Raw genomic sequence first — 24762 nt, 5'->3', positions numbered from 1 at the left:
GACGATAGGTTTTTTCAAATTCAAGATTACAGTACTAATTCAATATTGTTAATTAAACAACAGGAAAAATGACATCCATACTTTCTTCACTGCTCAGCTTAGTATCCATCATTTCACCCTGTATCGTATTTGGAACCTGCTGTTATTTTTTAACCAAAAAACCTGTTTTCGAAGCCATTTTGATGGCTATCGGTTCGGGCGTTGGTTTGCTGGTAACCTTGTTTTACAGTGTTTTAATGCCATTCTTACTTACCGGCAAACACATGGAATATACTGATATTTCACAATATTACACCTTAATAGGTATTGTTAGTTTTATGGCCGGCGTTAGTTTTGCAGCTGGATTTTTAATCCTGATTATCAATACCCTAAAAAAGCAAGCAGCCATTAACGATCAGTTCCCTAAAAGCATCGATTAACATTATAATGAACAAACTGCATCCCGGCTTAAAGGTTTTCTACATCATCCTTTCCACATTAACTATTTTGCATGTGGCATGCAGCCCACGTCCAAATATACAGGGCAAAGGCGAAGATTTTATGCAGGGGGTATGGAACGAAGATTCGGTTGCGTTTAGCAATAGGTTAAGCAATTATACCCAGCATCACTTTAAATTTACCTGCGATTCGGTATACATCGATCTGGTTACGCACAGCAAGGTTAATTTTTACGAAGACTCCTGCTATAATAATGGCATATGGAAAGAATATGCCAAAGGTGTTTATACCGTTAGGGGCGATACTTTGATTGTTGGTGCTACCTTTACGCATGCCAATTACAAACAAAAAATATCAGGCTGTTACCGCATTGGCCGGTACGAGAAAAATTTCCTGATCAAAAAACGATCTGCAGATAGCTTGCTATTGGAAAGCTTAAACGATCAGCGTGAAATTAAATTAACACTCAAAGAAAAAATTACCTGCATACAAAAAGAATTATAAAATGATTTTAACATCAATTAAAAAAAAGGTAACCACAGCATTGGTTATCGGATTGCTGGCTTATGCGCCCGTTCAGGTAAATGCATGGGGCATGATCGGCCATCGCGTGGTAGGCGAAATTGCCGACAGCTATTTAAAAGCCAAAACCCGTAAAGCCATCCAGGGCATTTTAGGTTCAGAATCTTTGGCCATGTGTGCCAACTGGGGCGATTTTATCAAGTCAGATTCTACCTACAATTACATGTATAACTGGCATTTTGTTAATCTTCCGGCAGGTTTAAATAAGGATGGGGTTTATAATTTCCTTGAAACGGACAAATCGATAAGCTTGTATTCCAAGATCCCTGATTTAATTGCCATTTTAAAGAAAACAAACAGTACAGCAGCCGAAAAGAAACTGGCCCTGCGCATGCTTGTTCATTTGGCCGGCGATTTATGTCAGCCCATGCATGTTGCCCGTAAAGAAGATTTAGGTGGCAACCGCGTTTCGGTATTGTGGTTCAATGAAAAATCGAACATCCACAGGGTTTGGGATGAGCAGTTGATCGATTACCAGCAATTAAGTTATACCGAATATGCAAAGGCCATTAACCACCCTTCGGCCGTTCAGCTTTACAACTGGCAAAATACCAGCTTAAAAGATTGTATTTACGAATCGTACGGTGTTTGCAACAAAATTTACGATACTACCAAGCCTGATGCCAAATTAAGTTACCGCTACAATTTTGATTGGATCGGCACGCTAAACGATCAGCTTTTAAAAGGTGGCGTACGCTTGGCCAAAATGTTAAACGATATTTACGGGTAGTTTTAAAATATTCGATGTAAAAGCGCTGATCTTTAATTAGATCAGCGCTTTTTTTGTAGCGTATCGGGGCTGCCGATCGTTTTACAATAAAAAACTAAAAACGCGATGAAAAAACTACTCTTAATGGTAACCTTATGTCTGGCTTTAGGCTGCAAAAAGAAAAATGATGCAGAAAACACTGTCGAAATAACCCGATACAGCTGGGCACTACAATCGGCTACGGTAAGTCCGGCCCTGCAGGTAGAGGGTAAAGCGGTAACCAATTTCATGACCCTCGCTGGTCCATCTGCCTGCTTAAACAATAATTACACACTTAACTTTTTAGAAAACGGCACTTTTACCATCACCTCTAACGGCCCTTTATGTGATATGATTTCTTATCAAAATGCCAAATGGACAAAGAAGGGAAATGAAATAACACTGAACGATGGCTTTAGCACTAATGCCCGGGTAGCTAAATTAGAAGGTAAAAATATTATCGATAAATATATTTTCGAACAAAATGGAACTACTTTTACAGTAACGTATATATTTACAGCAAAAACTAAATAGCATTGAAAATTTTAATGGTTTGCCTGGGCAATATCTGCCGTTCGCCATTGGCCGAAGGTATTATGCGGCATTTATCCGATCAACAAAAACTGAACTGGGAAATTGCTTCGGCTGGTACGGGAAACTGGCACATCGGAAAAGCGCCCGACCTTAGAAGTATTGCGGCTGCCAGGGCAATGGGCTACGATATCAGCAAACAGCGTGCTCAGCAGTTTAACCACAGCATGTTTGCCCAATACGACCTGATTTTGGTCATGGACAAGAATAACTTAAAGGATGTTCAAGCCTTGGCCAATACCGATGCCGAGCGTAAAAAGGTTAAACTTTTTTTGGATAACGACGAAGTTACAGACCCATATTGGGATAATGCCCTGTTTAAGCCTGTTTGCCAGCAGGTGGAAGAAAGATGTATGGAAATTATCAAACAACTTTCTTAAATTTAGCACATATCAATTACTAGCCAGATCAAATATGAAAAAGTACCTGTCATTGTGCTTATTAACAGTATCCATTATTTTATTCCAAAGTTTTACCGCAGTTAAGAAACCCGCTAAAATTTTAGTGTTTTCGAAAACAAAAGGTTTTAGGCACAACTCAATAGAGGTTGGCAAAGCAGCCATACAAAAGCTGGGCTTAGCCCATAATTTTGAGGTAGATACCACCGAAAATGCAGATCTTTTTACAGAAGATAACCTAAAAAAATATGCTACAGTTGTTTTTTTAAGTACAACAGGCGATGTTTTAAATGATGCACAGCAATCAGCATTTGAGCGCTATATCCAAGCTGGCGGTGGTTATGTAGGTGTACACGCCGCAACCGATACAGAATACGATTGGCCTTGGTATGGAAAACTTGCAGGCGCATATTTTACCAGTCATCCGGCCGTACAAGAAGCAAGGTTTGTAATTAAGGATAAAAACCACCCTGCTACGAAGTTCTTAACCGATTCTGTTTGGATGCATAAAGATGAACTGTATAATTTTAAAAATATTAATCCCGATATAAAAGTGCTGATCACTATCGACGAGAAATCGTACAGTGGCGGTAAAAACGGAAGCTTCCACCCTTTTAGCTGGTACCACAGTTTTGATGGCGGCAGGGCTTTTTATACGTCTATGGGGCATACCAAAGAAACCTGGGCAGAGGATAAATTCTTAAACCACCTTTGGGGAGGCATAAGCTACGCCATTGGCAAACAAAAGAAATTGGATTATAGCAAAGCAACTTCTAAATTGCTTTAAACCAAAAAAAAAAAAGCGCCTGTTTATTCAAATTAGCAGGCGTTTTTTTTGTTGATAGAACAGTGGCAGAAAGGACTACCAATAAAAGATTTTGAAATCTGGCGTCATTCTGGCGCAAGCGGGAATCTTAAAGCAATTTACAACGCTAATTTACTGAGCACAAAATGGTTTTCGACTTCGTTATACTACGTTTATAATGACGCCCATGCAAGAACTGGAAATTATTTTTTTTGGCCCTATGCGACATTTAAGAACATATAGGCTTAAAAGCGCAACCTCAGAATGGCTATCACCCTTGTTGATTCTTATGCGATAAATTATTCCAAAGACTGGCAGCTAAGAATTTAAATATTTTCTTAACTAAGGTTTATTTTTTTGAGGTTAACCAAATAAATGTAATTGAGCATACAGGATGAGGCAACGGCTCCAAAAGTATGCCACAGAAAATGGGTACCGATACTCAATATTTCCCATTTATCTGCAATCCGGAACGTTAGGGCAAATATAAAAGCAATCAATGCAAAGCCAACCCATTTGCCATTCCTCCAGTTTGTTTTAACCAAATAGCCAAATACGGGGAACAGCACCAGGGCCGCCATAAATGCGTAATTGATATTAATAAAAATCTGAAAATCGCCATGGCTAAAAAGCTTCCTTACATAAAACTGGAAAAAAGCATAAACCCCAACAATTAAAACGGCAAAATACCACTTGGTTAACTTGGATAAAAAATACACTCCAGCCGATAGGCAAAGCAGCATAATGGGCATCCAATCCATCATGATAAATATTGGCCAGCGCCTTAAACCGTGATAGGTTGTTCCGCCAATCCCCCCGATATAAAGCAGTACCAGCGCAATACTCAAAAACTGATGCTGTTTAAAATTTCCCCAAAGCTTAATCGTCCAATACACTGCAATGGCTAGAAAAAAGCAGCTGGTTAGGGTATTAAAGGGCTCAGGAAAAAACTGGCGAAGGTTGGTTTCGGCATATACAGTACCGCCATCTGGAGGAGTTTGGATAATCGCAATCATAGTAGGTAAACGCTACATAAAATTAAAAGTTTGCCTTGTGCATGTAACGATCAAGATGTAAAAATAATTTGGCTCCTATATACCCAACAAGTTAAATATTGATTAACTCTTGGCTTAGCAATCGTAATTATTTGTACTTTAGGGTTATCTAAGCTATAATGATTATGAGACCTTTATTGATTCTTTTTTTATTGATTACCACGGCAGTTTATGCCCAAACACCGCCCAAACCTTATGGTGCGCTACCCACTAAACGACAGCTTGCCTGGCACGATATAGAGGTATATGGCTTAATCCATTTTACGCCAACTACATTCGAAAACAAAGAGTGGGGCTTTGGTGATGCCGACCCCAAAACTTTTAACCCTACTGCTTTCAATGCAGATCAAATTGTAAAAGCGGCCAAAGCGGGAGGACTGAGGGGAATTATCCTGGTTGCTAAACACCATGATGGCTTTGCTCTGTGGCCAACCAAAACAACCAGCTACAATATCAGCAAAAGCCCTTTCAGAAGCGGAAAAGGTAATCTGGTTAAGGAAGTAGAGCAAGCAGTTCGTAAGAATGGTTTGAAATTTGGCGTCTACTGCTCGCCATGGGACAGAAACAATGCTCTTTACGGAACAGATAAGTACCTGGCCATTTACCAGGCACAGTTGAAAGAACTGTACAGCAATTATGGTCAGCTTTTTATGAGCTGGCACGATGGTGCAAACGGCGGTGACGGCTATTATGGTGGTGCAAAAGAAAAACGCTCGATCGACAATACCACTTATTACGATTGGAACAATACCTGGGGCATTACGCGCAAAATACAACCGATGGCCAACATCTTTAGCGATATTGGACTTGATATCCGTTGGGTGGGTAATGAAGACGGGCACGCTGCCGAAACCAGCTGGGCTACCTTTACGCCAATGGCTCCTGATGGAAAAAATGTAGCCGTTCCAGGTCAGGCCAATTATCCGCAAAGCCCAGAGGGAATTAGAAATGGCAAATTCTGGATGCCTGCCGAGTGCGATGTGCCCTTAAGAAAAGGCTGGTTTTACCACCCAACAGAAAAGCCTAAAACACCCGAAACTTTATTCGATCTTTATTTAAAAAGTGTTGGCCGTGGCGCTGGTTTAGACCTTGGTTTAGCACCCGATAAAAGCGGACAGCTCCACGCTGATGATGTTGCCGCCCTAAAAACTTTTGGCGACATGGTTAAGCACACCTTTACCAATAATTTAGCTAAAAATGCCAAGTTAAAAGTAAGCAATACCAGGGGCGCAAAATACAGTGCCAATACCCTGCTCGATAATAATAAAAACACTTATTGGGCTACACAGGACGATGTTCACGAGGCCACAATTACGATCAGCTTGGCTGCGGCAAAAACCTTTGATATTATAAGTTTACAGGAATACATCCCATTGGGACAAAGGGTTGAAACCTATACCATTGAAGTTTTTGAAAACAACACCTGGAAAAAAGTTTATGATGGAACGAGCATCGGCGCCAAAAGGCTAATTAAGCTAGATGCGCCTGTTACCACCAATAAAGTAAAAATCAGCATTACCCAATCGCCGGTTTGTATTACTTTGAGCGAAATTGGGCTTTATAAAAAAACAAACTAATTACCACTTATACTCACTAGAACCAGCTTCGCCGCGGATGATGTTAATTTCATCCGTAAGCTGCTCTATCTCATCACGGTATTTTGAAGTTCCTTCGAGGTATTCTTTGTGTAAAAGTGCAGAGATTTTGATGGCCAGATCTGTTATTTTGCCATCAAAATCTCTTCTATAGTTTTCTTTTCCTTCCAGCCTGAGTTTTTTCATCTCAGCCACAATCTTTTTATTTCTTTGCCAAAGCTGTATGCCATATTCTTCAATCACCTTTAATTTTTCTGCTTTGGAAAGATCGTAGGGGATAGAATAAACTTTATTAAAATCAAATGAGTTTTGCTCAAAACCGAACTGCAGTTTATAAAATTTTCTGTTTTGATAGTTGGGGGTTAAAATCAATACTCCGGCCGAAAAGGCTACCACCAAAATACCCGTTAAACCATACTGCCAGTTTCTTGTTACCTGCCATTTAAACAGTTTTTCGTTAAAAAGTATATAGCAGATGATAAAACCCGATACGAGTCCACCAATATGTGCACTATTATCAACTTTACTGTTTATGCCATTTAAAAGCATAATGGCGGTTACCAAAATGGTGCTGATCAAAAGCGCTTTGTTTGCATTTTTTTCGAAAGCTTTACTTAGGATTAAGGCCATAAAAGCACCAAAAATCCCCATAATTGCACCTGATGCCCCAGCCATAAAGCCGAATTTATGAAAGACGATACTGATCAATCCTCCACATATGCCACTCAGCAGGTAGGTGGTTAAAAATTTAACCGAGCCAAGTTTATGTTCAACCATTAAACCGATATAAACCAGTGCATACATGTTAAAAAACACATGCGATAGCCCTAAATGTACAAACTGGTGCGTAATTAAGCGCCAAAACTGTCCTTCTAAAACCAGCTCCCTGCTATTTGCGCCCAAATTTAAATAGGCGTTGGTAATTACTTCGGTGATAAGTGAATCTTCTGTCCTTAGTTTAAATACAACGGTAACAAACAACAATGTAAACCCAAAATACAGCACATTTAAAATCAATAATATGGGTGTAACCAGATATCCTTTTTGCGGAAAAAAGAGATACAGTACATTCTTGATTTTATTTTTAGCCGTTAAGGGCGCTTTATCAAAATAAGTGTCATCCTGCGTATTGATCAGTGCATGAAATTCGGCCAGGCGTTCATCCCAGATATCCTGTAAATGATACTGAACGTACTCAAATTCGTGAAAGAATTTCTCGAGGTTTAAATCGTTTTTGCCATAATCGTTAAACCACATCTGTATCCCTACACACTCGCTTTTTACAACGGCAAAATTAGCCTGTATGCGGATGGAAATTTCTTCGGTATAAGATTGAAAAGATATGGGCGTATAGGCAATTATTCCGGTTTCGGAAATGTGGCTGAGCTTCCAGCCCAGGTTTTCGATAACCTGGCGGGCAATAATTAAATACTTATCGGCCGGGAAATCGGCCAAGGGAATATACTTTTCAATTTTGGGCGAGTAACCCCAACTGATTGACATAGCGCGTTTAGATTTTTTTCGCAGCTAAGATAATATATGGTGATAAATTTTTGCTCTCGAAAGGGATAATCTTGGTAAATATTTTTCCGGTTAACCACACTGCTTTTTTAAACAGGCGCACACCTGCCGATTTTTGATCTTCATTTTCCAACCAAACACTGAAACGCCCAAAGTAACCGGCCTTAACATCTTTTAAACCTGCCTGCTCGCAGATAGATTTTAGCAGGGCTGGATCCATGCTGTCGATATTGTGCTTGTCGTAATTTTCTTTATCAAAATTCTTTTGAAACCAACCGTTAACAGCCTTAAAATTTGGCAGGGTAATAAACAATGTTCCCCCTGGTTTTACAAAAGCAATATGGCGGTTGATAATATCGGCGGTATCGTTAAAATGTTCAATTAAACCGCAGCTTAAAACCAGGTCGTACTGTTTTTCGGGACTATAATTAAAAAGATCTGTTTCAATGATGTGAATATCCTGCGCTGTTAAACCATTCTTCTCCAAAAGTTCGTTTACAACCGGCGGGTGAACAAAATAATCTAAAAGCGTAACATCCAGTTTGAAATATTTTTTAAGAAATACGGCGTAATAACCCGGAAAACCACCCAGTTCGATAGCAGTTTTTACCTGATTTTGCTGGATAACATCGGCCAGTTGACGATGAAACAAATAGTTTGATGGTAGCTGAACCGCAAGTCCTTTTTTACTTTCCCAATAATTTACCCAAAAAGCCCTGTCGGTTAATAAATTTGCCATATTTTAAATCATTCAAACCCCAAAGAAACGGAAAAATTTGATTAACTGCCTATAGTGGTTAATTGTTTAAATTGGTTAACTGTTTAAATTGTAAAAATTTCCATTGGCGGATTGTTAAATTGCTAATTGAAATGAGCAGCAAAACCTACAGCTCTTTCGCTTTGCTTTGTTGTTAAATTGCTTTATTGCCAATTTAAAGTGGGTATCGCAGTCACAAATACTTTATTGTCGGTTGCCACAATTTAGCAATTCAACAGTTTTTCAATAAGCGCTAAATTATAAAGCGGAGAAACCTTTAGCCTGGCTAAAGATTTCTCCGCTATGGTCGAAATGAAGATTTTGCGTGCCCGGTTAACCAGTTCAAACAAATAACCGATTAACTTATTTCAGGTCTTTCAAAATCTCGGCAACAGCTTTTTCCAATTGAGGGTCTTTATCTGCCAAGCGGTCTTCGAAGGTGTTTTTCACAAAAATATCTGGTTTAACACCCTCTTTTTCTATGTTTTTGCCATCCATGGTATAACATCCCCAAGATGGTAAGCGGTAAGATGATCCATCAACCAGACCTTTTGCAGAGGTAAAAATAATCCAGCGATAAGTTTCTGTGCCGATTATTTTGCCCAGTTTTAACTGTTTAAAACCTGCTGCAGTCATTTCTGCATCGCTTAAAGATTGCTCGTTAATTAACAGCACAATAGGCTTCGCCGCAGGACCAAAATTACTTTGGGGGGCCAATTTGCCACCGCGGTATTTCCATTGCAGGTATGGGCGCTGAGAAAGGAATTTTAAAACATCATCATGCACGTTACCGCCAGTGTTATAGCGTAAATCTAAAATAACAGCTTCTTTATTTTCTTCCTGGGCAACCATATCCAAAAGGAAAGTTTCTAGCTCGCCAGTGCCCATATTCTTCATGTACGAGTAAGCTATCCGGTTATTGCTCCATTTATCTACGTTCTGATGGTTTTTGGTAATCCACTCATCGTAAAGGTTTCCTCTTAAAGTACCAGAGCTTTCGGGATGCACATTTACAAAAACCTGTTTGCCTCCACGGTTAAAGGTCAAGGTCATTTCACGGTCTAAAGAGGGTTTACTGAAATAATAATCACGGTCTATTTTCTCGTCAACTTTTACCCCATTAACCTCGGTTAAAATATCGCCGGGCAAAATATTATTGCCAGTACGGGCGGCATTACTTTTAGCCGCAATCCGCTCTACTTTTAACGGATTTTCATTATCGAAAATAATTCCGGTTTCGTTGGTGGTGTAGGTTAAATTTTTACGTTCTTCGGCGCCGGCACTGTTAAAGCCCATGTGCGATGAGTTCAGCTCGCCCAGCATATCGTTTAATAAAATTCTTAAATCGCTGCGGTTGTTTACATAAGGAAGGTAAGCCGCATAGCGGGTCTTCATCTTATCCCAATCTACACCATGGAATTTTTCATCGTAGAAATTCTCGTCCAAACCTACCCAGGTTTCGTAAAACATCTGGTTAAATTCGGCATTGAGGTTCCTGGTAAATTTATAGCCGTTGTCAATCCTGTCGAGCTTATTGGCTTCCAAAGTATATTTATTGATTACACCGCGCGATAGCACAAAAAACTTATCGCCTGCCTGAACGATAGCATAATCGCCACCATCAGCCACTTTTTCGGTTTTATTGGCTTCAAATGGCTCAATGGTTGTTCGGTAAAGCCCAGGAGCGCCACCTTCATGGTTAGAAGAATAAAACACATAGGTTTTATCGCCCTTGGCAAAAGCATCGGTTCCGTATTGGCCGCCAAATGCAGGGCCAACCAGTTCTATCCGATCTAAAATATCCTGGGTATTAATTGTAATTACATTGGCCGGTTTGGGTGTTGGTTTAACTTCGGTTTTCTTTTTGGCGGTATCGGCCTTTGTTTTTTTATCGTTCTTGTTATCAGGCACACCTGGCTTAACATCAGTTGGAGCAGGCTTGGTTTCTTTAAACAGATCATCAAACTTATCAGAGCGGTAAGGTTCGTCGTAATTGTTTAAAGCCATGCGGTAAATATGGGCGTTCGACATGCCAGTTGGATAAGCTGGTTTGGTACGGGCACTGGTAAAGAAAATATATTTCCCATCTGGAGACCAGGCTGGCCCGGTTTCGGTTACTCCGGTATTGGTTAAATTAATGGTTTTGTTGCCTTTAATGTTGTGCACCACAATATCCTGTTCAAAATTGCGGTAAACGGTAAAAAGCACATATTCATCATTTGGAGAAAAACTTGGTGCAGCACTTTGTAACGCCCAAAACTCGTCGGTTACCAGGGTTTTGCTTTCAAAGGTTTTTAAATCCAATAATTTAAGTTCGTTTCTACCGCTTAAATAAACACCCATGGTTTTGGTTTTATTCAGGGTAATGTCGCGGTTATTGGCTTTATCCTTGGTGAGCTGTTTTACAGTTCCTTTTCCGTCGCCGGTAATGGTAAACCAATTTTGGTATCCGTTGGCCGTTTGGCTAAATAGAATAGTCTTATTATCGGCAAGCCACTTACACTCTAAGGCACGCTCGCCGCTATTGGTAATTTTACGGATAAACTTTCCGTCGGCATCACTTACAAAAACTTCGCCACGGGATACGAAGGCAATCTTTTTGCCATCGGTAGAAGCATCAAATGCAGAAATGTTTCCACGCACATCGTATTCCTGTTCTTTACTCAACACCTGGTTTCTGGAAGTATTGATATTTACCTTTTCGGTTTTCTTGCTGGCCACATCGTAGGTATACAGCTGATAATCTTTTTCAAATACCACGGTAGTTCCGTTTGCTGCAACAAAAGGACGTTTAATAGAGGTATCGAAATTGGTTAAACCAGTCTTCTTTCCGTTATTAAATGTGTAGAGGTTGTATTCATCATTACCCTCATCCGATACGAAGAATACATTCCCTTTTTGATCAACACTGGTCCAAAAATCTTTGCCAATGTAATCCGTATACCTTTTATAGCTTTTTGTTTTTGGGTTGTACGATTGAATATCAGGATTATAGGCCCCTTTGTAATGCTTACGGTTGGCAAAACGCATACTCTCCCAGGTATCGTTAAAAAACAGTTCTCCCGATGGCGATTCGGCAATGTGGTGGGTGGTATTAAAATAATTATCGAACAAGCGAACGGCCGTTCCTCCATTTACACTTACTTTATAGCTAGAAAAAGAATTGTACCTTCCTGAGGTAAAATAGATGGTTTTCGAATCCCAGCTCCAATTGTCTACCTCATCAGCAGCATCGTTAAAAGTAAGCTGTTTAATATCGCCGCCGTTTACAGGCATTACATAAACATCATAATTGCCGAACTGGTTAGATGAAAAAGCAAGCCATTTGCCATCAGGCGATATTTTCGGATTAATTTCTTCGCCCTGCATGGCTGTAACCCTAGCGGCTACGCCGCCTTTTACGGGTACTTTCCAAATATCACCATCATAACTGAATACTATTGTCTGCGCATCTGGCGTTAAAGCAGGGTAAGCTGCAAAATAGGTTTGGCCTTGGGCAAATGAATAAACTGGCAACAGGCAGGCAATTGTTGCAAGCGATTTCAACAGGGTTTTGATCATGGTTTATTTTGTTTGGCTTTGGATGCTTGAAACTCGCTTGGATAAATAATTATAAAAAGTTCTGTTCTACAATTAAAAAGCGATAAAAAATATTAGGATGAAATTACGCAACAGATTTTATATTCGTAAACAATAAAATGTATTTTTGATTGATTTGAAAGTAGTACACTTAAATACCTATGATGGAAATGGCGGCGCTGGGCGTGCCTGTTTACGCTTGAGCGATGCTTTGAAAGCAAATGGCATAGATTCGAAGGTATTGGTTTATTATAAGTTTGGGCAAAACCCGAAAATAGATACCTTCAGTAAATCGCCAATACAGAAAGCTAAAGCGGTTTATAATATCATGTCAGAAAGGTATTATGCCAAATGGCTGAGCAGATCGGTTAAAACGCCTTTTAGTTTACAGTGGTTCGGCCGTTCGGTAATTAACCATCCAGATGTTAAAAATGCCGATATCATCCATTTGCATTGGGTAAATCATGGTTTTCTTAATCCTAAATTTTTAGCGCAGCTGGATGAGCTCGAAAAACCGATTGTGTGGACCTTTCACGATAGCAATGCTTTTACAGGTGGCTGCCATGTGCGCTATGGCTGCGAAAATTTTCATCACCAGTGTGGCCATTGCCCGATTTTAAAAATCAGTGGCAAAAACGACATTTCGCACAAAACCTGGCTTAGGAAACAGAAAGCCTACACCGAACTCAATTTCCATATTGTTGCGCCAAGCAACTGGATGGCAGCATCGGTAAAATTCAGCAGTTTATTGGGTACCCGAAAAACCACGGTAATTCCAAATACTATAGAAACCAAAATTTTTAAGCCTTATGTTAAGGCAGAGGCTAAGAAAATTTTAAAAATCAATCCGGATAAATTTGTGCTGATGAGTGGTTTTATGCCCTCAAAAAACGACAAACATAAAGGAACCCCCTACCTGATTGAGGCTTTGGAAATTTTATCGCGTAGGGCCGGTATTCAAAAAGAAAATATTGAACTCGTTATTTTCGGAAACAAGGAAAATGCAGAAATGCCCGAATTTCCTTTTAAAACAACCTTTTTGGGCACCATTAACAAAGATGACCATTTGGCCAAATGCTATTCGGCCGCCGATGCATTTATTACCCCATCCTTAGAAGATAACTTACCGAATACCGTAATGGAAAGCCTGGCCTGCGCCACACCTGTTGTTGCATTTACCACTGGCGGCATTCCGGATATGGTTAAACACATGCAAAACGGCTACCTGGCCGAATATCAGAATGCTGAAGACCTTGCCAATGGCATTGAATGGCTTTACCACCGCCCCAACAAAGAAGAGGTACAAAAAGCGGCCAGATTAAGCATCCTCACCGATTTTTCGGAAGAAGTTATTGCAGCAGAGCACATCCACCTCTACGAAACGTTGATTGATCTGCAGCCGAAGTAAAATCGTTCTACTGTTAAAATCAGGGTTTAGTTGGACAAATCTCATTTTCTTTTCAACAAATAAAAATTTGGTCAATCTTTATTAAATTTATACCGACTGAAACTGTTTAATGGAAAGCATCGCAAATTATTCTGAAAGTATTAAGGCATTAAAATCGGCTATTTTATCGAGCCGCTATAAAGCTGCTACTTTAGTAAATAAAGAACTTTTGCTGTTATATTTTAAGGTTGGCAAGTTTATTTCAGAGAAAACAAAGAAAGAGAAATGGGGGGCAAAGGTTATCGATAACCTGTCTGCCGATTTACAGTTAGAGTTACCAGGTTTAAGGGGATTTTCAGCAACAGGCATAAAAAGAATGAGGTTCTTTTTTGAATCGTGGGAGCAATATTTTATAACCAAACCATCAACTAAGCAACAATTATCCATCATTGATATTGAAGAACTTGTATTTAGACCAACACTGTTGGACCAAATAGAACACACTGACAATGAGATAATTAAAATTAGACCAACACTGTTGGCCCAAATTGAAAATCATTTTTTTAAACTAAGCTTTTCACATCATGTAGAGCTAATCCAAGCTACTGAAACTTTAGAGGAAAAGATATACTACATCCAAAAAACGGCAACAGAATTCTGGAGTTTAGCTACCTTAAAACACCAACTCAAAAACAAATCATTTAGCAATACAGGCAGTTTACCGAACAACTTTTTAAAAACGATTTCGAACGAAGAGATTAGGAATAAAGCCCTCCAATCTTTTAAGGATGAATACCTATTGGATTTCATTAATATTGAAGATGCTGATGATCAGGATGAACGTGTTTTGGAAAGTGGCATCGTACAGAATATTAAAAAGTTCTTAATGTCTTTAGGGACCGATTTTGCCTTTATCAGCAACCAGTATAGATTAATTGTTGAAGATGAAGAATATTTTTTAGACCTTTTATTTTTTAACCGCCGTTTGCAATGTTTGGTTGTTTTCGAACTGAAAACCGGAAAATTCAAACCCGAGTTTCTGGGTAAAATGAATTTCTATTTATCAGCTCTTGATGAATATGTTAAGCAGCCACACGAGCAGCCATCAATCGGCATCATACTTTGCAAAGAAAAGAAAAATAAGATTGTAGAATTTTCATTCCGCGATTTTAACAAAGCAATGGGTGTTTCTACCTACAAAACCAGTGCAACATTACCTAAAGCATTTAAAGGTCTAATCCCCGATGCCGAAACCTTTAAAAAATTAATGGATTAACCCATGCCCAAATTAACAATCATCACCATTGTATACAATAACGTTCGCGATATCGAACGTACCATTCTATCTATCCTTAAACAGACCTATAAAAAAATCGAATATATTGTAATAGACGGCGCATCAACCGATGGTACGCTGCAGGTTGTTGAGCGTTATAAAGATCAGATTTCCAAAATCGTATCAGAACCCGACAAAGGCATTTATGATGCCATGAATAAAGGTTTGGCATTGGCTACAGGCGATTATGTTTTATTTATGAACTCTGGCGACGAACTTTATGACGAACAAACCGTGGAAGATGTTTTTGCCTCAGCTCCCGGTGCGGATATTTATTACGGAGAAACGGAAATGTACAACGATAACTGGGAAAATTTGGGCCGCAGAAGGCACGAAGCCCCAGAACAGTTTGATTGGACCAGTTTTAAGTACGGCATGAACATCAGCCATCAGGCCATCTATATCCGCCGCAGCATTATTACCCCTTACGATCTTAACTATAAGTATAGCTCAGATATAGATTGGATAATCAAAGCCGCAAAAAAAGCATCGAACATTGTTAATGTTCACCGCTATGTTGCCAAATATCTGGTTGGCGGCATGAGCAAGAAGAAACACCGCGAAAGCTTAAAAGAGCGTTTCAAAATCTTCTCTAAGTATTATGGTTTAATCCCCAACATTTTTAACCATATTGTTATTGCAGGTAATTTAGCCTGGTACTTTGTTAAGCACCGCAGAACTAATGACTAGTCGTTTTACTGCATCATCGTCATGCTGAACTTGTTTCAGCATCTGTAAAAGTACTGGATTTGTTGAAGATTCATCTAAAATAGATATCGAAACGTTTCGACAGGCTCAACGTGACAAGCACTCATTTAAATCAACCATTGTAATCGCAATCTTAAATTTCTGAAAACAATAATTTTTCCCAACTGTCTTTAATATATCACCTATTAAAAATAAAAGATTATGGGACAATTAAGTAACCGCATTATTGCTGTACTTTCAGAAAGCGGATTTGAAGAAGTAGAATTAACCGAACCGGTAAAAAGGTTAAAGGAGGAAGGAGCCACCGTTCACATTATCTCTTCAAAAAGCGGCAAAATAAAGGCTTGGGATCACGATCACTGGTCGATAGAAGTAGATGTAGATAAAACCATTACCGAGGCTAACGCAGATGATTATAATGCCCTGCTTTTGCCAGGCGGCGTTATCAATCCCGATCAGCTTAGGGTAAATGAAGATGCCATCGCTTTTGTAAAATCATTTTTTGCTGATGGAAAACCTGTAGCAGCTATTTGCCACGGGCCGCAAACTTTAATCAATGCAGATGTAGTTCAGGGCAGAAAATTAACTTCTGTAAAAAACATTTCGCAGGATTTAATTAATGCAGGCGCAATATGGTCAGACGAAGAAGTGGTAGTAGATCAAGGTTTGGTTACCAGCCGTACACCAAAAGATTTACCCGCTTTTAACGATAAAATTGTAGAGGAATTTGCAGAAGGTATCCATGAGGGGCAGCACGCTTAAAACTTTGGACGCTCTTTCTAGATTCACTCAAAAAGCGGTTGGTACTTTGCCAGCCGTTTTTGTTTTGTGCTAATTTTTGTGCTATCAGCCGTTACCGTCTTACCGAACGTTTTTTTGCTGTGTCGGATGGCAGCGTCCAACACCACCAGACCCCAACACCACTTACAACTTAACCTGCCTGATGATATTTTTAATGTTCAACTCAATAATATCGGTCATCGTATTACATCTTAAATAATTCGGATCTTTAAAATACTCGCTCATCCCCTGCTTCAGCATGGCAATATTTTGGGGCGTAGTTAACTCTTCTTTATTGGATACATCGCGGAGATCGGTTAAACGGTGGCGCTCGCTCCGCACGCGGTGTACAATAGATGATCTTTCTTCCTGTTGATATTGAAGCACCGTTTTATCTGTCAATTGCTCCATGCTCATTTTTACATAGGGCAGGTTCTCTTTAAAAAACTGAGGCAGATAAACCTTCAGGTTGCCTTCGTAAAACTGCTGATCAAAATCAATTGCCCTGATACGGAACTGGATATCGTCAAAATCTGGCGTAATCTGAACCACAAAATTATAAGCCCGCATATCGCCGAGCAGCATAATTAAACAGCGTTCATTAAACTTAACAAACTCTTTCGCAATACGTGTAGGGTTAAATTCGGGTGTATACAACTGCCCTTTTGTAAAAACATCGCCCGGAATGCCGGCAATATGCTCTTCAACCAAAGTATCGCCATCAACCAGATAGTTTACCTGGTTTGGCGATAGTATTTCTTCCATTTCCAGGCCATAAATGCGGGAAGCATCAGCCTTTTTAATATAAAAATAATCGTAAACATCGTTTAAACGGTTTACAATCCTGATGCGGAATGGGTGGGTATTGCCAAAAGTACAATACTCAATTTTATCAATGTACTTGTGCTCAACTATACGCAGGTTTCCGGATGCTTTTAGGTTGGCATAAATCTCCTTTAAACCATTGTGGAGGTTTTCTATTAAATCCTGCGCATAAATCGGTCCTTCCCATAAAGAATCCTTGCCAAACTTATCCATCAATGGAAAAGCTTCGTTAAACTGCATCAGGTCTTGATAAGAAATGGGAAGTTTTGCTTCGCGCTGATAGGTGCGCAAATATTTTTGCAGGGCAGGTGTTACCGGGAAAATCGGTTTCTTTTTAGAAATTTTTACGTCGTTATTTTCCATGCAGCGGCAATGTACAGTTTTAAAAATTTAACAGCAAAGGCCGCTAAGTTTTACGCGAAGAAAGCTAAGAAAAAATCGTAGCGTTCTTTGCGCAGCTTTTCCTTGGCGAACTTTGCGGTTAAGACTTCGGGTAACTAAACGGCAGGCCACTTAAATACCTACTGATTTTACGGTACGGATAATTACCAGCGCCTCGGGCCGCAAACTGCACAATAATTGTGTTGGTTTTAGGATCGACATATAACCGTTGCCCTAACATACCTTCTGCGGCATAATCGCCTTTATCCCCTTCTTGTGGTATCCACCAGAGGTAATGATGGGCAGATTTTTGCCATCCTTTGGCTGAAGCAGGTTTTTCAGCCCCAATATTTAGCAATTGATTTACCCAATTTTCAGGCACAACCTGTTTCCCTTCATACATCCCCTTATTTAAATACAAGCGGCCTATTTTGGCAAAATCAATTGCGGTTACCTGAAAACGGCTGGCTGTATTGGTAAGTCCATTTGTTTGATCTAAACCCCATGTAGCATTATATTGGGTACCGATTTGCTGCCACAGATGCGTTTCAAAATACTGTGCCACCGATTTTCCTGTTGCCTTTTTCAAAACCCAGCCCAGTAAAATTGGATCAATACTTTTATACTGCCAAACTGTGCCCGGCTGATTGACCAATTTTACTTTCAGTAATTGGGCCTGCATATCATCCGTATAATAGTATTTGGCTTCGTCAGAAAAAAATGCTTTTATTACCCCGCCTAAAGCATCATTAAATTCGAGACCAGATTTCATATCCAAAAGATTTTTTAGGGTAATGTTTTCAAATGCCGGGTTCGCCTTTAACTCTGGAATGTACTGCGTTACCTTATCATTTAAACTTTTTATGCTCCCCTCGCCTATAGCCTGGCCAATCAAAATAGAAATGATGCTTTTTGCACCAGAAAATACGCTTGTTAAAGTACTATCACTATATCCATGGGCATATCGTTCATATAAAACACTATCATTTCTGATGACCAAAAACGCATTAATTTCGCCGTTTTTCAGGTAATCTTTCAAAGTAATAGACTGGTTGTTTCCATCCAGAACATGCAGGGTATCCAAATCATTTCTTTGTACTCCGTTTCTGGCGAAATGAAAGGCCGAACTGCTTTTGTGCGCAACTTCCTGCGGAAATATTTTATAGGTACCGGCCCGGGGAGTTCTATATTTTAATACATTCAAAAGATACGGCTTCCACAGAAACAAGGCCAGCAAGGAAAAGAAAAAGCAATAAATTAAAATTAAGAGTGTTTTTTTAAAGATTTTCATCGGTGGTGCGTTATGCCAACAAATATAAAATATTTAAAAAATTAAGCCTGCTTTAGATGTGTGTTAGTTTTTATTTCCATCTGTACTTCTTTGGGTTTGAATTTCCACCTCCTATGGCTCCAAAGCCAATATTCTGGTTTTGCCCGAATAATTTTTTCCAGAAACCGCGTATGCAGTTCGGTAATTTCAAATGGCTCGGTATCAGCAGGATTGAGGCACAGCGGCACACAATCAACTTCGTAAAAACCTCGTTTAGGAACAGAAATCTTAAAGTAAAATATGGGCTGTCCGGTTTTCTTGGCTATTTTTTCAATCCCCAGCTGTACAGAACTTGGCTGGTGCAAAAAAGTGGTCCAATAGTGCGATTCGTCTTTTGAAGGTGCCTGATCATTACCAAAGCTGAACATGCTAGGCGTGCCTTTACTTGCCTGTAGCGCCCGCATGGTTTGGCGCATGGCAATTAATCTGTTTCCAAACCTGCTACGCACTTGTTTGAGCCAGTTGTCAAAAACTGGATTGCTTAAAGGCTTGTAAATGGGATAATGATCTGCCGGAAAATTGAGTCCAATGCCTAGCGTTCCCCACTCCCAATTACCATAATGTGCAGAACAGATAAGTACGCTTTGTCCGCGGTTTAAATAGGCCAATACCGCTTCCTTGTTCTTAAAAATAAAACGCCGCTCAATTTCTGCTTTCGAAATCGTATTCATTTTAATAACTTCAAAGATTAGGGAGGCCAGGTAACGGTAATAACGTTTTTCGATAGTTAGTATTTCGGCCATACTTTTATCGGGCAGTGCATTTAACAGATTTTCCCTAACCACTTTTCTGCGGTAAGTAAAAACGTAATACAGAAGCAGATAAGTTCCATCGGCCAGCAGGTACAAAACCGATAACGGAAGCCAAGACAATACGCCTAAAAAAAATACTCCCACATGGGAAATCCCCTTTTTAATCATACCAGATTAGTTTAAGTGCTAAAATAAAAAGCGCTTAAAAAAAATATGCCATAAAAATGTTAGATTTTAATTTTAGACCCAATAATCAGGCCATGGTATCCATCATATTCTGATCGTTCGAAACCTTTTTAGCTGCAGTATTTTCTGGTTTATATTTCCATCTCCGATGGCTCCATAACCAATATGGAGGCACTTCCCTGATCATGTCTTCTAAAAAGCGGGTGTGCATCTCGGTAATTTCAAATTCAGCTGTTTCTGCCGGATTTAAACAGATGGGCACACAATCTACTTCGTAGTAACCTCTTTTTAGGTAATTGATTTTTAGGTAAAAAACAGGACGGTTTGTTTTTCTGGCAATCTTTTCTACCCCAAGCTGAATAGAGCTTTCTTGATTTAAAAAGGTGGTCCAATAATTGGATTCATCTTTTGATGGTGCTTGGTCGCTGCCAAAGGTAAACATGGTAGCCTGGTTTTTGGTTGCCTGAATAGACCTTAGCGTTTGACGCATAGAAACCATATGGTTGCCAAATCTGCTTCTCATGTTCAGAAACCATTCATCAAAAGCTTCGCTGCTTAAAGGTTTGTAGATGGGATAATGCTGGCCTGAAAAATTTAAGCCAATGGCCATGCAAACCCATTCGTAATTTCCATAGTGCGAGGAGCAGAAAAGCACACTTTCATTATCTTTTAAATAGGCTTCAACTAAATCAACATTTTTGAACTTTACCCTTTTATTCAGTTCCTTTTTAGAAATGCTTTTCATCTTAATTACTTCGATAAAAAGTGAGGCTAAAAATTTATAGAACTTTTTTTCAATGGATTTAATTTCGGCAGTATTTTTTTCGGGAAAAGCATTAACCAGGTTTTCTGTAACAACTTTCCTCCGGTAACCAAAAACGTAAAATATCAGCACATAAAAGGCATCGGCCAATCTGTATAAAACAAATAGTGGCAAAAGAGAAAGTATATTTAACAACAATATACCTACATACGATAATGCTCTGTTAATCATCTATATACAAAATGGTTGCTTGGTTTACAAAATTATGGTTGAAACCAAAATTAAGTGCCATCTAATTGTTAATTTTTCATTTCTATTCATCGGCTCGCTAAGCCAGTTTCTTTCCGAGTTGATGGACCCGCGCTACCCATTTTAACCGCTGTAAATCGGTAGATTTTTTAACAATGCCCACATAGGTAACTTTAACAGGATCTACGCCGCAAAACTGCAAAACACTTTTCTTTAATTGGTTGATGCTTGGCCGTCCGAAAAACAGACGGTAATACCATGCCGGTTGATCTAATGTGGTGATAATCCTTGCCGTTTTGCCTTTCAGCAGTTTATCCCACCAAATGCTATTTTCGCGATATTGGAAGGCAATGCCGGGCAGAAAAAGCCGGTCGATAAATCCTTTCATTATGGCAGGCATACCGCCCCACCAAACAGGATGAACCCAAACCAGATGATCGGCGGCCTTAATTTGTGCTAAGCTAGATAGCAGATCAGGCTCTAATTCCATGCGCTGCTGGTAACCAAACTGCAAGTTCGGATTGAAGGTTAAATCGGCAATGTGGATCAGCGAAACGTTTGCGCCACTTTCTTTTGCTCCATTACGATAAGCTGCAGCCAACGCAAAATTAAGACTGTTTTTATTGGGATGACCATTAATAATCAAGATGTTTTTCATGTTGCTTGTTAATTACACCACAAAACTAGGCTTGATCTTTTATCAAACGGGCAGACAAATGTCTCTTAAATAATATCTCTCCGCAGCCGGCTTAAATGCCTTGGAGTTATGGCCAGAAAAGAAGCCAGGTATTTTACCGGAATTTGTTTAATATAATCGGGATGGCTTTTAAAAAGCTCCAGGTATCTTTCTTTGGCGGCATCTTTTTGATACATAAAAACCCGTTTCTCCAGGTGAAGGTACTGTTGCTCGGCAATGGTTTTTAATAGCCTTAATCCATTTATGCTTGATGCGGCCAAATCGTCAATCACTTCTTTTCCAACAATCAATAAATCTACATCGCTCATGGCCTGAATATTTTCGACAGTTGGGCCACCTGTAATCAGTGAAGAATAGGCGGTCATAAACTGGTTCGGAAAGGTGAGGCAATAGGTGTATTCTTCTGCGCTGGCCGACGTATAATAAGAACGCAGGATACCTGATTTTATAAAAGCAACCTCTTTACAGATCTGATTTTCCGTGATAAAGAATTCTCCCTTTTTTAATAGCCTCGGTCTAGCATTTTTCACAAATATCTCTATTTCATCAGCTGAAAGAATATTAAATGATTGAAGGTAGGCTTGCATGGATACGGTATTGTGATGGCAAGATAAACTATTGATTTAAGTTATATGATTAAAAATACCCTTAAAAGATTTCATATCAATATTTATTGCATAATCGTTATGCTGATCCGATAGATATCGGATCAGCATAACGGCACCATGATTAGAATACTTTAAGATTATGCAAATCATTAATCTTACAACTTAAATTCTAAAACACAAAAAAGCCCCGATTTACACCGGGGCTTTGATATTTTTTCTAAATCTCCTTTCGGGGATTTAGGTTTTAAGCGAATTGCTTTCCTTTAACTTTACGTTCTTGCTCTGTTAAGAAGATTTTACGTAAACGCATGCTAACAGGCGTAACCTCGATATACTCATCAGCTTGGATATACTCCATAGCCTCTTCTAAAGAGAATTTAATAGCCGGAGCAATACGGGTGTTATCATCAGTACCAGAAGCACGCATGTTGGTTAATGCTTTTCCTTTTACCACGTTTACTACCAAGTCGTTATCACGGATGTGCTCACCCATAATCTGACCTTCGTAAACATCAGCTCCCGGATCGATGAAGAAACGACCTCTATCCTGTAATTTATCGATTGAATATGCAGTAGTTTGACCTTTCTCCATAGAAATCAATACACCATTTAAACGGCCAGGGATAGTGCCTTTCCAAGGCTCGTAAGCTTTGAAACGGTGTGCCATAATCGCCTCACCAGCAGTAGCCGTTAATACGTTGTTACGTAAACCGATAATACCACGAGATGGGATTTCGAACTCTAAGTGCTGTAAATCGCCTTTTGGCTCCATAATTAACAACTCACCTTTACGTTGAGTTACCAATTCGATTACTTTACCAGAAACTTCTCCAGGAACATCAACAATTAAAGTCTCAACAGGCTCATGTTTTTTACCGTCGATTTCTTTAACAATTACCTGTGGTTGACCAACTTGCAATTCGTAACCTTCACGACGCATGGTTTCGATCAATACCGATAAGTGGAGAATACCACGTCCGTAAACCAACCATGAATCTGGAGATGCAGTTTCAACAACTTTCAACGCCAAGTTTTTCTCCATTTCTTTTAACAAACGGTCTTTTATACGTTGAGAAGTTACCAATTTACCTTCTTTACCGAAGAAAGGAGAGTTATTGATGGTGAACAACATGTTCATTGTTGGCTCATCAATACTGATTACAGGAAGTTGCTCTGGTGCTTCAAAATCAGCAATAGTATCGCCAATATCAAAGCCATCAATACCTACAACAGCACAAATATCGCCTGAACCTACTTCAGTAGCTTTTACTTTACCTAAACCTTCGAAAGTGTAAAGTTCTTTTACTCTTGATTTAACGATTTTGCCATCGCGTTTAATTAAAGTAACCGGTTGGTTTTCTTTAATTGTACCACGGTGAACACGACCGATTGCAATACGACCTACGAAAGATGAATAATCTAAAGAGGTGATCTGCATCTGTAAAGTACCTTCGTTAATTGGCGCAGGTGGAATGTTTGCCACAACCGCATCTAATAGAGCGAAAATATCTGTAGTTGGTTTTTGCCAGTCGGTACTCATCCATCCTTGTTTAGATGAACCGTAGATAACCGGGAAGTCCAATTGTTCTTCAGTAGCTTCAAGGTTAAAGAACAATTCGAAAATCTGCTCGTAAACCTCTTCTGGGCGACAGTTTTCTTTATCCACTTTGTTTACAACCACAATTGGTTTTAAACCCAGTGCCAAAGCTTTTTGCGTTACGAAACGCGTTTGAGGCATTGCACCTTCAAAAGCATCGCAAAGTAAAAGTACACCATCGGCCATTTTCAAAACACGCTCTACCTCACCGCCAAAATCCGCGTGACCAGGAGTGTCAATAATGTTAATTTTTACATCTTTGTATTGTACAGAAACGTTTTTAGATACGATGGTGATACCACGCTCGCGCTCTAAATCGTTGTTATCCAATATCAACTCTCCTGTTTGTTCGTTGTCACGAAAAATAGAACAAGAGTGTAAAATCTTATCAACCAAAGTGGTTTTACCGTGGTCAACGTGTGCTATAATAGCTATATTTCTAATCTTTTGCATAAAATGCGCCTCAAATTTGGCGCAAAGATAGTGTTTAGAAATGGATTTTCAACTATACAAGTCACTATTTAATAAGAAGATAATGTTGTAATTGTCTCATTTTTAATCAGAAGGCAGATGCACTATCCATAACAGATGCATTACGCTTTAACATTATCTAAGATCACCAATCGTGGTTCTCATCCAATAGCTATCTGAATGACCATACGTACGGTGTCATTGCTCCAATGTTTTTGTATAAAACTTATTTCTACCAGCTAACAATATCGATTTCCGGCATTGATTTGCAGGTTAATTTACACAACAGCAAGTCAAACCAAACTAGTTTACAACTTTAACAAAATAATTTACAACCAATTACAAAACAAAAATTAAGCTGTAACTTCAATAACACTTAAACTCAAACTAGATGAAAAAACTTATTTTAACCGGGGCATTTATTGTTTCCCTCAGCTCAGTATTATCGCTGCAAAGCTGCAATAGCGAAAAGAAAGCCGAAACTACCGATACCACTGTGGTAAAAACTGCCGATACAGTGGTTGTAGATACCACAAAAGTAATGTCATCATCGCGAATGGCCGATACTACCGATACGGGCGGAAGAAACGGGCAGGCACCACCTCCAAAAAAGTAATTTTATT

At 39.3% G+C, this 24762-nt stretch carries 23 protein-coding genes; 12 read left to right on the top strand and 11 right to left on the bottom strand.

The genetic code is table 11. The annotated features are described in order from the left end of the window. Positions 1-68: 68 nt before the first annotated feature. The 6 genes from ACS5PU_RS14725 (at position 69) to ACS5PU_RS14700 (ending at position 3544) form a co-directional block, all read left to right on the top strand. On the top strand, positions 69-419 hold the full coding sequence (locus ACS5PU_RS14725) for a hypothetical protein (RefSeq protein ID WP_439459915.1): 351 nt from the start codon (positions 69-71) through the stop codon (positions 417-419). A 7-nt stretch (positions 420-426) separates the two neighbouring features. After that, positions 427-942, top strand: a complete 516-nt coding sequence (locus tag ACS5PU_RS14720) for a fumarate hydratase (RefSeq protein ID WP_439459914.1) — start codon at positions 427-429, stop codon at positions 940-942. Position 943: 1 nt separating this feature from the next. Beyond that, the gene (locus ACS5PU_RS14715; RefSeq protein WP_439459913.1) at positions 944-1750 is read left to right on the top strand and encodes a S1/P1 nuclease; all 807 of its coding nucleotides are present in this window, start codon (positions 944-946) and stop codon (positions 1748-1750) included. A 105-nt stretch (positions 1751-1855) separates the two neighbouring features. After that, positions 1856-2302, top strand: a complete 447-nt coding sequence (locus ACS5PU_RS14710; RefSeq protein ID WP_439459912.1) for a hypothetical protein — start codon at positions 1856-1858, stop codon at positions 2300-2302. 2 nt (positions 2303-2304) lie between these two features. Continuing rightward, the gene (locus ACS5PU_RS14705) at positions 2305-2739 is read left to right on the top strand and encodes a low molecular weight protein-tyrosine-phosphatase (protein WP_439459911.1); all 435 of its coding nucleotides are present in this window, start codon (positions 2305-2307) and stop codon (positions 2737-2739) included. A gap of 34 nt (positions 2740-2773) precedes the next feature. Then, positions 2774-3544: a ThuA domain-containing protein gene (locus ACS5PU_RS14700; RefSeq protein WP_439459910.1), complete on the top strand. Its 771-nt coding sequence runs from the start codon at positions 2774-2776 to the stop codon at positions 3542-3544. 356 nt (positions 3545-3900) lie between these two features. Here the strand turns inward: ACS5PU_RS14700 and ACS5PU_RS14695 are convergent, their stop codons facing one another. Beyond that, a complete protein-coding gene (locus tag ACS5PU_RS14695) occupies positions 3901-4578 on the bottom strand; it encodes a hypothetical protein (RefSeq protein ID WP_439459909.1) in 678 nt (225 codons plus the stop codon). A gap of 164 nt (positions 4579-4742) precedes the next feature. Between ACS5PU_RS14695 and ACS5PU_RS14690 the strand changes: the two genes are divergently transcribed. Further along, the gene (locus tag ACS5PU_RS14690; protein ID WP_439459908.1) at positions 4743-6194 is read left to right on the top strand and encodes an alpha-L-fucosidase; all 1452 of its coding nucleotides are present in this window, start codon (positions 4743-4745) and stop codon (positions 6192-6194) included. Here ACS5PU_RS14690 and ACS5PU_RS14685 read toward each other — a convergent pair whose 3' ends face one another. The 3 genes from ACS5PU_RS14685 to ACS5PU_RS14675 all read right to left on the bottom strand — a co-directional run bounded on the left by ACS5PU_RS14685 (position 6195) and on the right by ACS5PU_RS14675 (position 12051). After that, positions 6195-7715 (bottom strand): rhomboid family intramembrane serine protease, encoded by a 1521-nt coding sequence (locus ACS5PU_RS14685; protein WP_439459907.1) that lies wholly within the window; start codon positions 7713-7715, stop codon positions 6195-6197. Positions 7716-7722: 7 nt separating this feature from the next. Beyond that, entirely contained in the window at positions 7723-8472 is a 750-nt protein-coding gene (locus ACS5PU_RS14680) for a class I SAM-dependent methyltransferase (protein ID WP_439459906.1), read from the bottom strand. A gap of 381 nt (positions 8473-8853) precedes the next feature. Beyond that, positions 8854-12051 (bottom strand): S41 family peptidase, encoded by a 3198-nt coding sequence (locus tag ACS5PU_RS14675; protein ID WP_439459905.1) that lies wholly within the window; start codon positions 12049-12051, stop codon positions 8854-8856. Positions 12052-12196: 145 nt separating this feature from the next. On the opposite strand from ACS5PU_RS14675, the gene ACS5PU_RS14670 reads away from it, so the two are divergent. The 4 genes from ACS5PU_RS14670 to ACS5PU_RS14655 all read left to right on the top strand — a co-directional run bounded on the left by ACS5PU_RS14670 (position 12197) and on the right by ACS5PU_RS14655 (position 16262). Next, positions 12197-13477 carry a glycosyltransferase family 4 protein gene (locus ACS5PU_RS14670; protein ID WP_439459904.1) on the top strand — a complete coding sequence of 427 codons (1281 nt, stop codon included), beginning with the start codon at positions 12197-12199 and terminating at the stop codon, positions 13475-13477. Positions 13478-13586: 109 nt separating this feature from the next. Beyond that, complete coding sequence (locus ACS5PU_RS14665) at positions 13587-14732, top strand: PDDEXK nuclease domain-containing protein (RefSeq protein WP_439459903.1); 1146 nt, start codon at positions 13587-13589, stop codon at positions 14730-14732. Positions 14733-14735: 3 nt separating this feature from the next. Then, entirely contained in the window at positions 14736-15482 is a 747-nt protein-coding gene (locus ACS5PU_RS14660) for a glycosyltransferase family 2 protein (RefSeq protein WP_439459902.1), read from the top strand. 219 nt (positions 15483-15701) lie between these two features. Next, positions 15702-16262 carry a type 1 glutamine amidotransferase domain-containing protein gene (locus ACS5PU_RS14655; protein WP_439459901.1) on the top strand — a complete coding sequence of 187 codons (561 nt, stop codon included), beginning with the start codon at positions 15702-15704 and terminating at the stop codon, positions 16260-16262. 162 nt (positions 16263-16424) lie between these two features. Here ACS5PU_RS14655 and ACS5PU_RS14650 read toward each other — a convergent pair whose 3' ends face one another. From ACS5PU_RS14650 to typA, 7 genes are all read right to left on the bottom strand, one after another. After that, a complete protein-coding gene (locus ACS5PU_RS14650) occupies positions 16425-17468 on the bottom strand; it encodes a hypothetical protein (RefSeq protein WP_439459900.1) in 1044 nt (347 codons plus the stop codon). A gap of 118 nt (positions 17469-17586) precedes the next feature. Next, positions 17587-18777, bottom strand: coding sequence for a serine hydrolase domain-containing protein (locus ACS5PU_RS14645; protein ID WP_439459899.1), 1191 nt, complete (start codon positions 18775-18777; stop codon positions 17587-17589). 41 nt (positions 18778-18818) lie between these two features. After that, complete coding sequence (locus tag ACS5PU_RS14640; RefSeq protein ID WP_439459898.1) at positions 18819-19736, bottom strand: lysophospholipid acyltransferase family protein; 918 nt, start codon at positions 19734-19736, stop codon at positions 18819-18821. A gap of 85 nt (positions 19737-19821) precedes the next feature. Continuing rightward, positions 19822-20748, bottom strand: a complete 927-nt coding sequence (locus ACS5PU_RS14635; RefSeq protein ID WP_439459897.1) for a lysophospholipid acyltransferase family protein — start codon at positions 20746-20748, stop codon at positions 19822-19824. A 97-nt stretch (positions 20749-20845) separates the two neighbouring features. Continuing rightward, positions 20846-21424, bottom strand: a complete 579-nt coding sequence (locus tag ACS5PU_RS14630; RefSeq protein ID WP_439459896.1) for an NAD(P)H-dependent oxidoreductase — start codon at positions 21422-21424, stop codon at positions 20846-20848. Positions 21425-21489: 65 nt separating this feature from the next. Then, positions 21490-22050: a Crp/Fnr family transcriptional regulator gene (locus tag ACS5PU_RS14625; protein WP_439459895.1), complete on the bottom strand. Its 561-nt coding sequence runs from the start codon at positions 22048-22050 to the stop codon at positions 21490-21492. 265 nt (positions 22051-22315) lie between these two features. Then, a complete protein-coding gene (typA, locus tag ACS5PU_RS14620) occupies positions 22316-24121 on the bottom strand; it encodes a translational GTPase TypA (protein WP_439459894.1) in 1806 nt (601 codons plus the stop codon). 409 nt (positions 24122-24530) lie between these two features. On the opposite strand from typA, the gene ACS5PU_RS14615 reads away from it, so the two are divergent. Next, the gene (locus tag ACS5PU_RS14615) at positions 24531-24755 is read left to right on the top strand and encodes a hypothetical protein (protein ID WP_439459893.1); all 225 of its coding nucleotides are present in this window, start codon (positions 24531-24533) and stop codon (positions 24753-24755) included. Positions 24756-24762 lie beyond the last annotated feature (7 nt).

It is taken from the genome of Pedobacter sp. GSP4, from assembly GCF_051857575.1.
Taxonomy (GTDB): domain Bacteria; phylum Bacteroidota; class Bacteroidia; order Sphingobacteriales; family Sphingobacteriaceae; genus Pedobacter.
This window is presented reverse-complemented; position numbering and strand designations above follow the sequence as displayed.

Bases quoted from the DNA above. Each gene is read 5' to 3' on its own strand.
- ACS5PU_RS14680 (WP_439459906.1), bottom strand. From the start codon at position 8,472: ATGGCAAATTTATTAACCGACAGGGCTTTTTGGGTAAATTATTGGGAA.
- ACS5PU_RS14710 (WP_439459912.1), top strand. From the start codon at position 1,856: ATGAAAAAACTACTCTTAATGGTAACCTTATGTCTGGCTTTAGGCTGC.
- ACS5PU_RS14675 (WP_439459905.1), bottom strand. From the start codon at position 12,051: ATGATCAAAACCCTGTTGAAATCGCTTGCAACAATTGCCTGCCTGTTG.
- ACS5PU_RS14615 (WP_439459893.1), top strand. From the start codon at position 24,531: ATGAAAAAACTTATTTTAACCGGGGCATTTATTGTTTCCCTCAGCTCA.
- ACS5PU_RS14715 (WP_439459913.1), top strand. From the start codon at position 944: ATGATTTTAACATCAATTAAAAAAAAGGTAACCACAGCATTGGTTATC.
- ACS5PU_RS14690 (WP_439459908.1), top strand. From the start codon at position 4,743: ATGAGACCTTTATTGATTCTTTTTTTATTGATTACCACGGCAGTTTAT.
- ACS5PU_RS14630 (WP_439459896.1), bottom strand. From the start codon at position 21,424: ATGAAAAACATCTTGATTATTAATGGTCATCCCAATAAAAACAGTCTT.
- ACS5PU_RS14635 (WP_439459897.1), bottom strand. From the start codon at position 20,748: ATGATTAACAGAGCATTATCGTATGTAGGTATATTGTTGTTAAATATA.
- ACS5PU_RS14645 (WP_439459899.1), bottom strand. From the start codon at position 18,777: ATGAAAATCTTTAAAAAAACACTCTTAATTTTAATTTATTGCTTTTTC.
- ACS5PU_RS14660 (WP_439459902.1), top strand. From the start codon at position 14,736: ATGCCCAAATTAACAATCATCACCATTGTATACAATAACGTTCGCGAT.
- ACS5PU_RS14700 (WP_439459910.1), top strand. From the start codon at position 2,774: ATGAAAAAGTACCTGTCATTGTGCTTATTAACAGTATCCATTATTTTA.
- ACS5PU_RS14720 (WP_439459914.1), top strand. From the start codon at position 427: ATGAACAAACTGCATCCCGGCTTAAAGGTTTTCTACATCATCCTTTCC.
- ACS5PU_RS14665 (WP_439459903.1), top strand. From the start codon at position 13,587: ATGGAAAGCATCGCAAATTATTCTGAAAGTATTAAGGCATTAAAATCG.
- ACS5PU_RS14650 (WP_439459900.1), bottom strand. From the start codon at position 17,468: ATGGAAAATAACGACGTAAAAATTTCTAAAAAGAAACCGATTTTCCCG.
- ACS5PU_RS14695 (WP_439459909.1), bottom strand. From the start codon at position 4,578: ATGATTGCGATTATCCAAACTCCTCCAGATGGCGGTACTGTATATGCC.
- ACS5PU_RS14725 (WP_439459915.1), top strand. From the start codon at position 69: ATGACATCCATACTTTCTTCACTGCTCAGCTTAGTATCCATCATTTCA.
- ACS5PU_RS14640 (WP_439459898.1), bottom strand. From the start codon at position 19,736: ATGATTAAAAAGGGGATTTCCCATGTGGGAGTATTTTTTTTAGGCGTA.
- ACS5PU_RS14655 (WP_439459901.1), top strand. From the start codon at position 15,702: ATGGGACAATTAAGTAACCGCATTATTGCTGTACTTTCAGAAAGCGGA.
- typA (WP_439459894.1), bottom strand. From the start codon at position 24,121: ATGCAAAAGATTAGAAATATAGCTATTATAGCACACGTTGACCACGGT.
- ACS5PU_RS14685 (WP_439459907.1), bottom strand. From the start codon at position 7,715: ATGTCAATCAGTTGGGGTTACTCGCCCAAAATTGAAAAGTATATTCCC.
- ACS5PU_RS14625 (WP_439459895.1), bottom strand. From the start codon at position 22,050: ATGCAAGCCTACCTTCAATCATTTAATATTCTTTCAGCTGATGAAATA.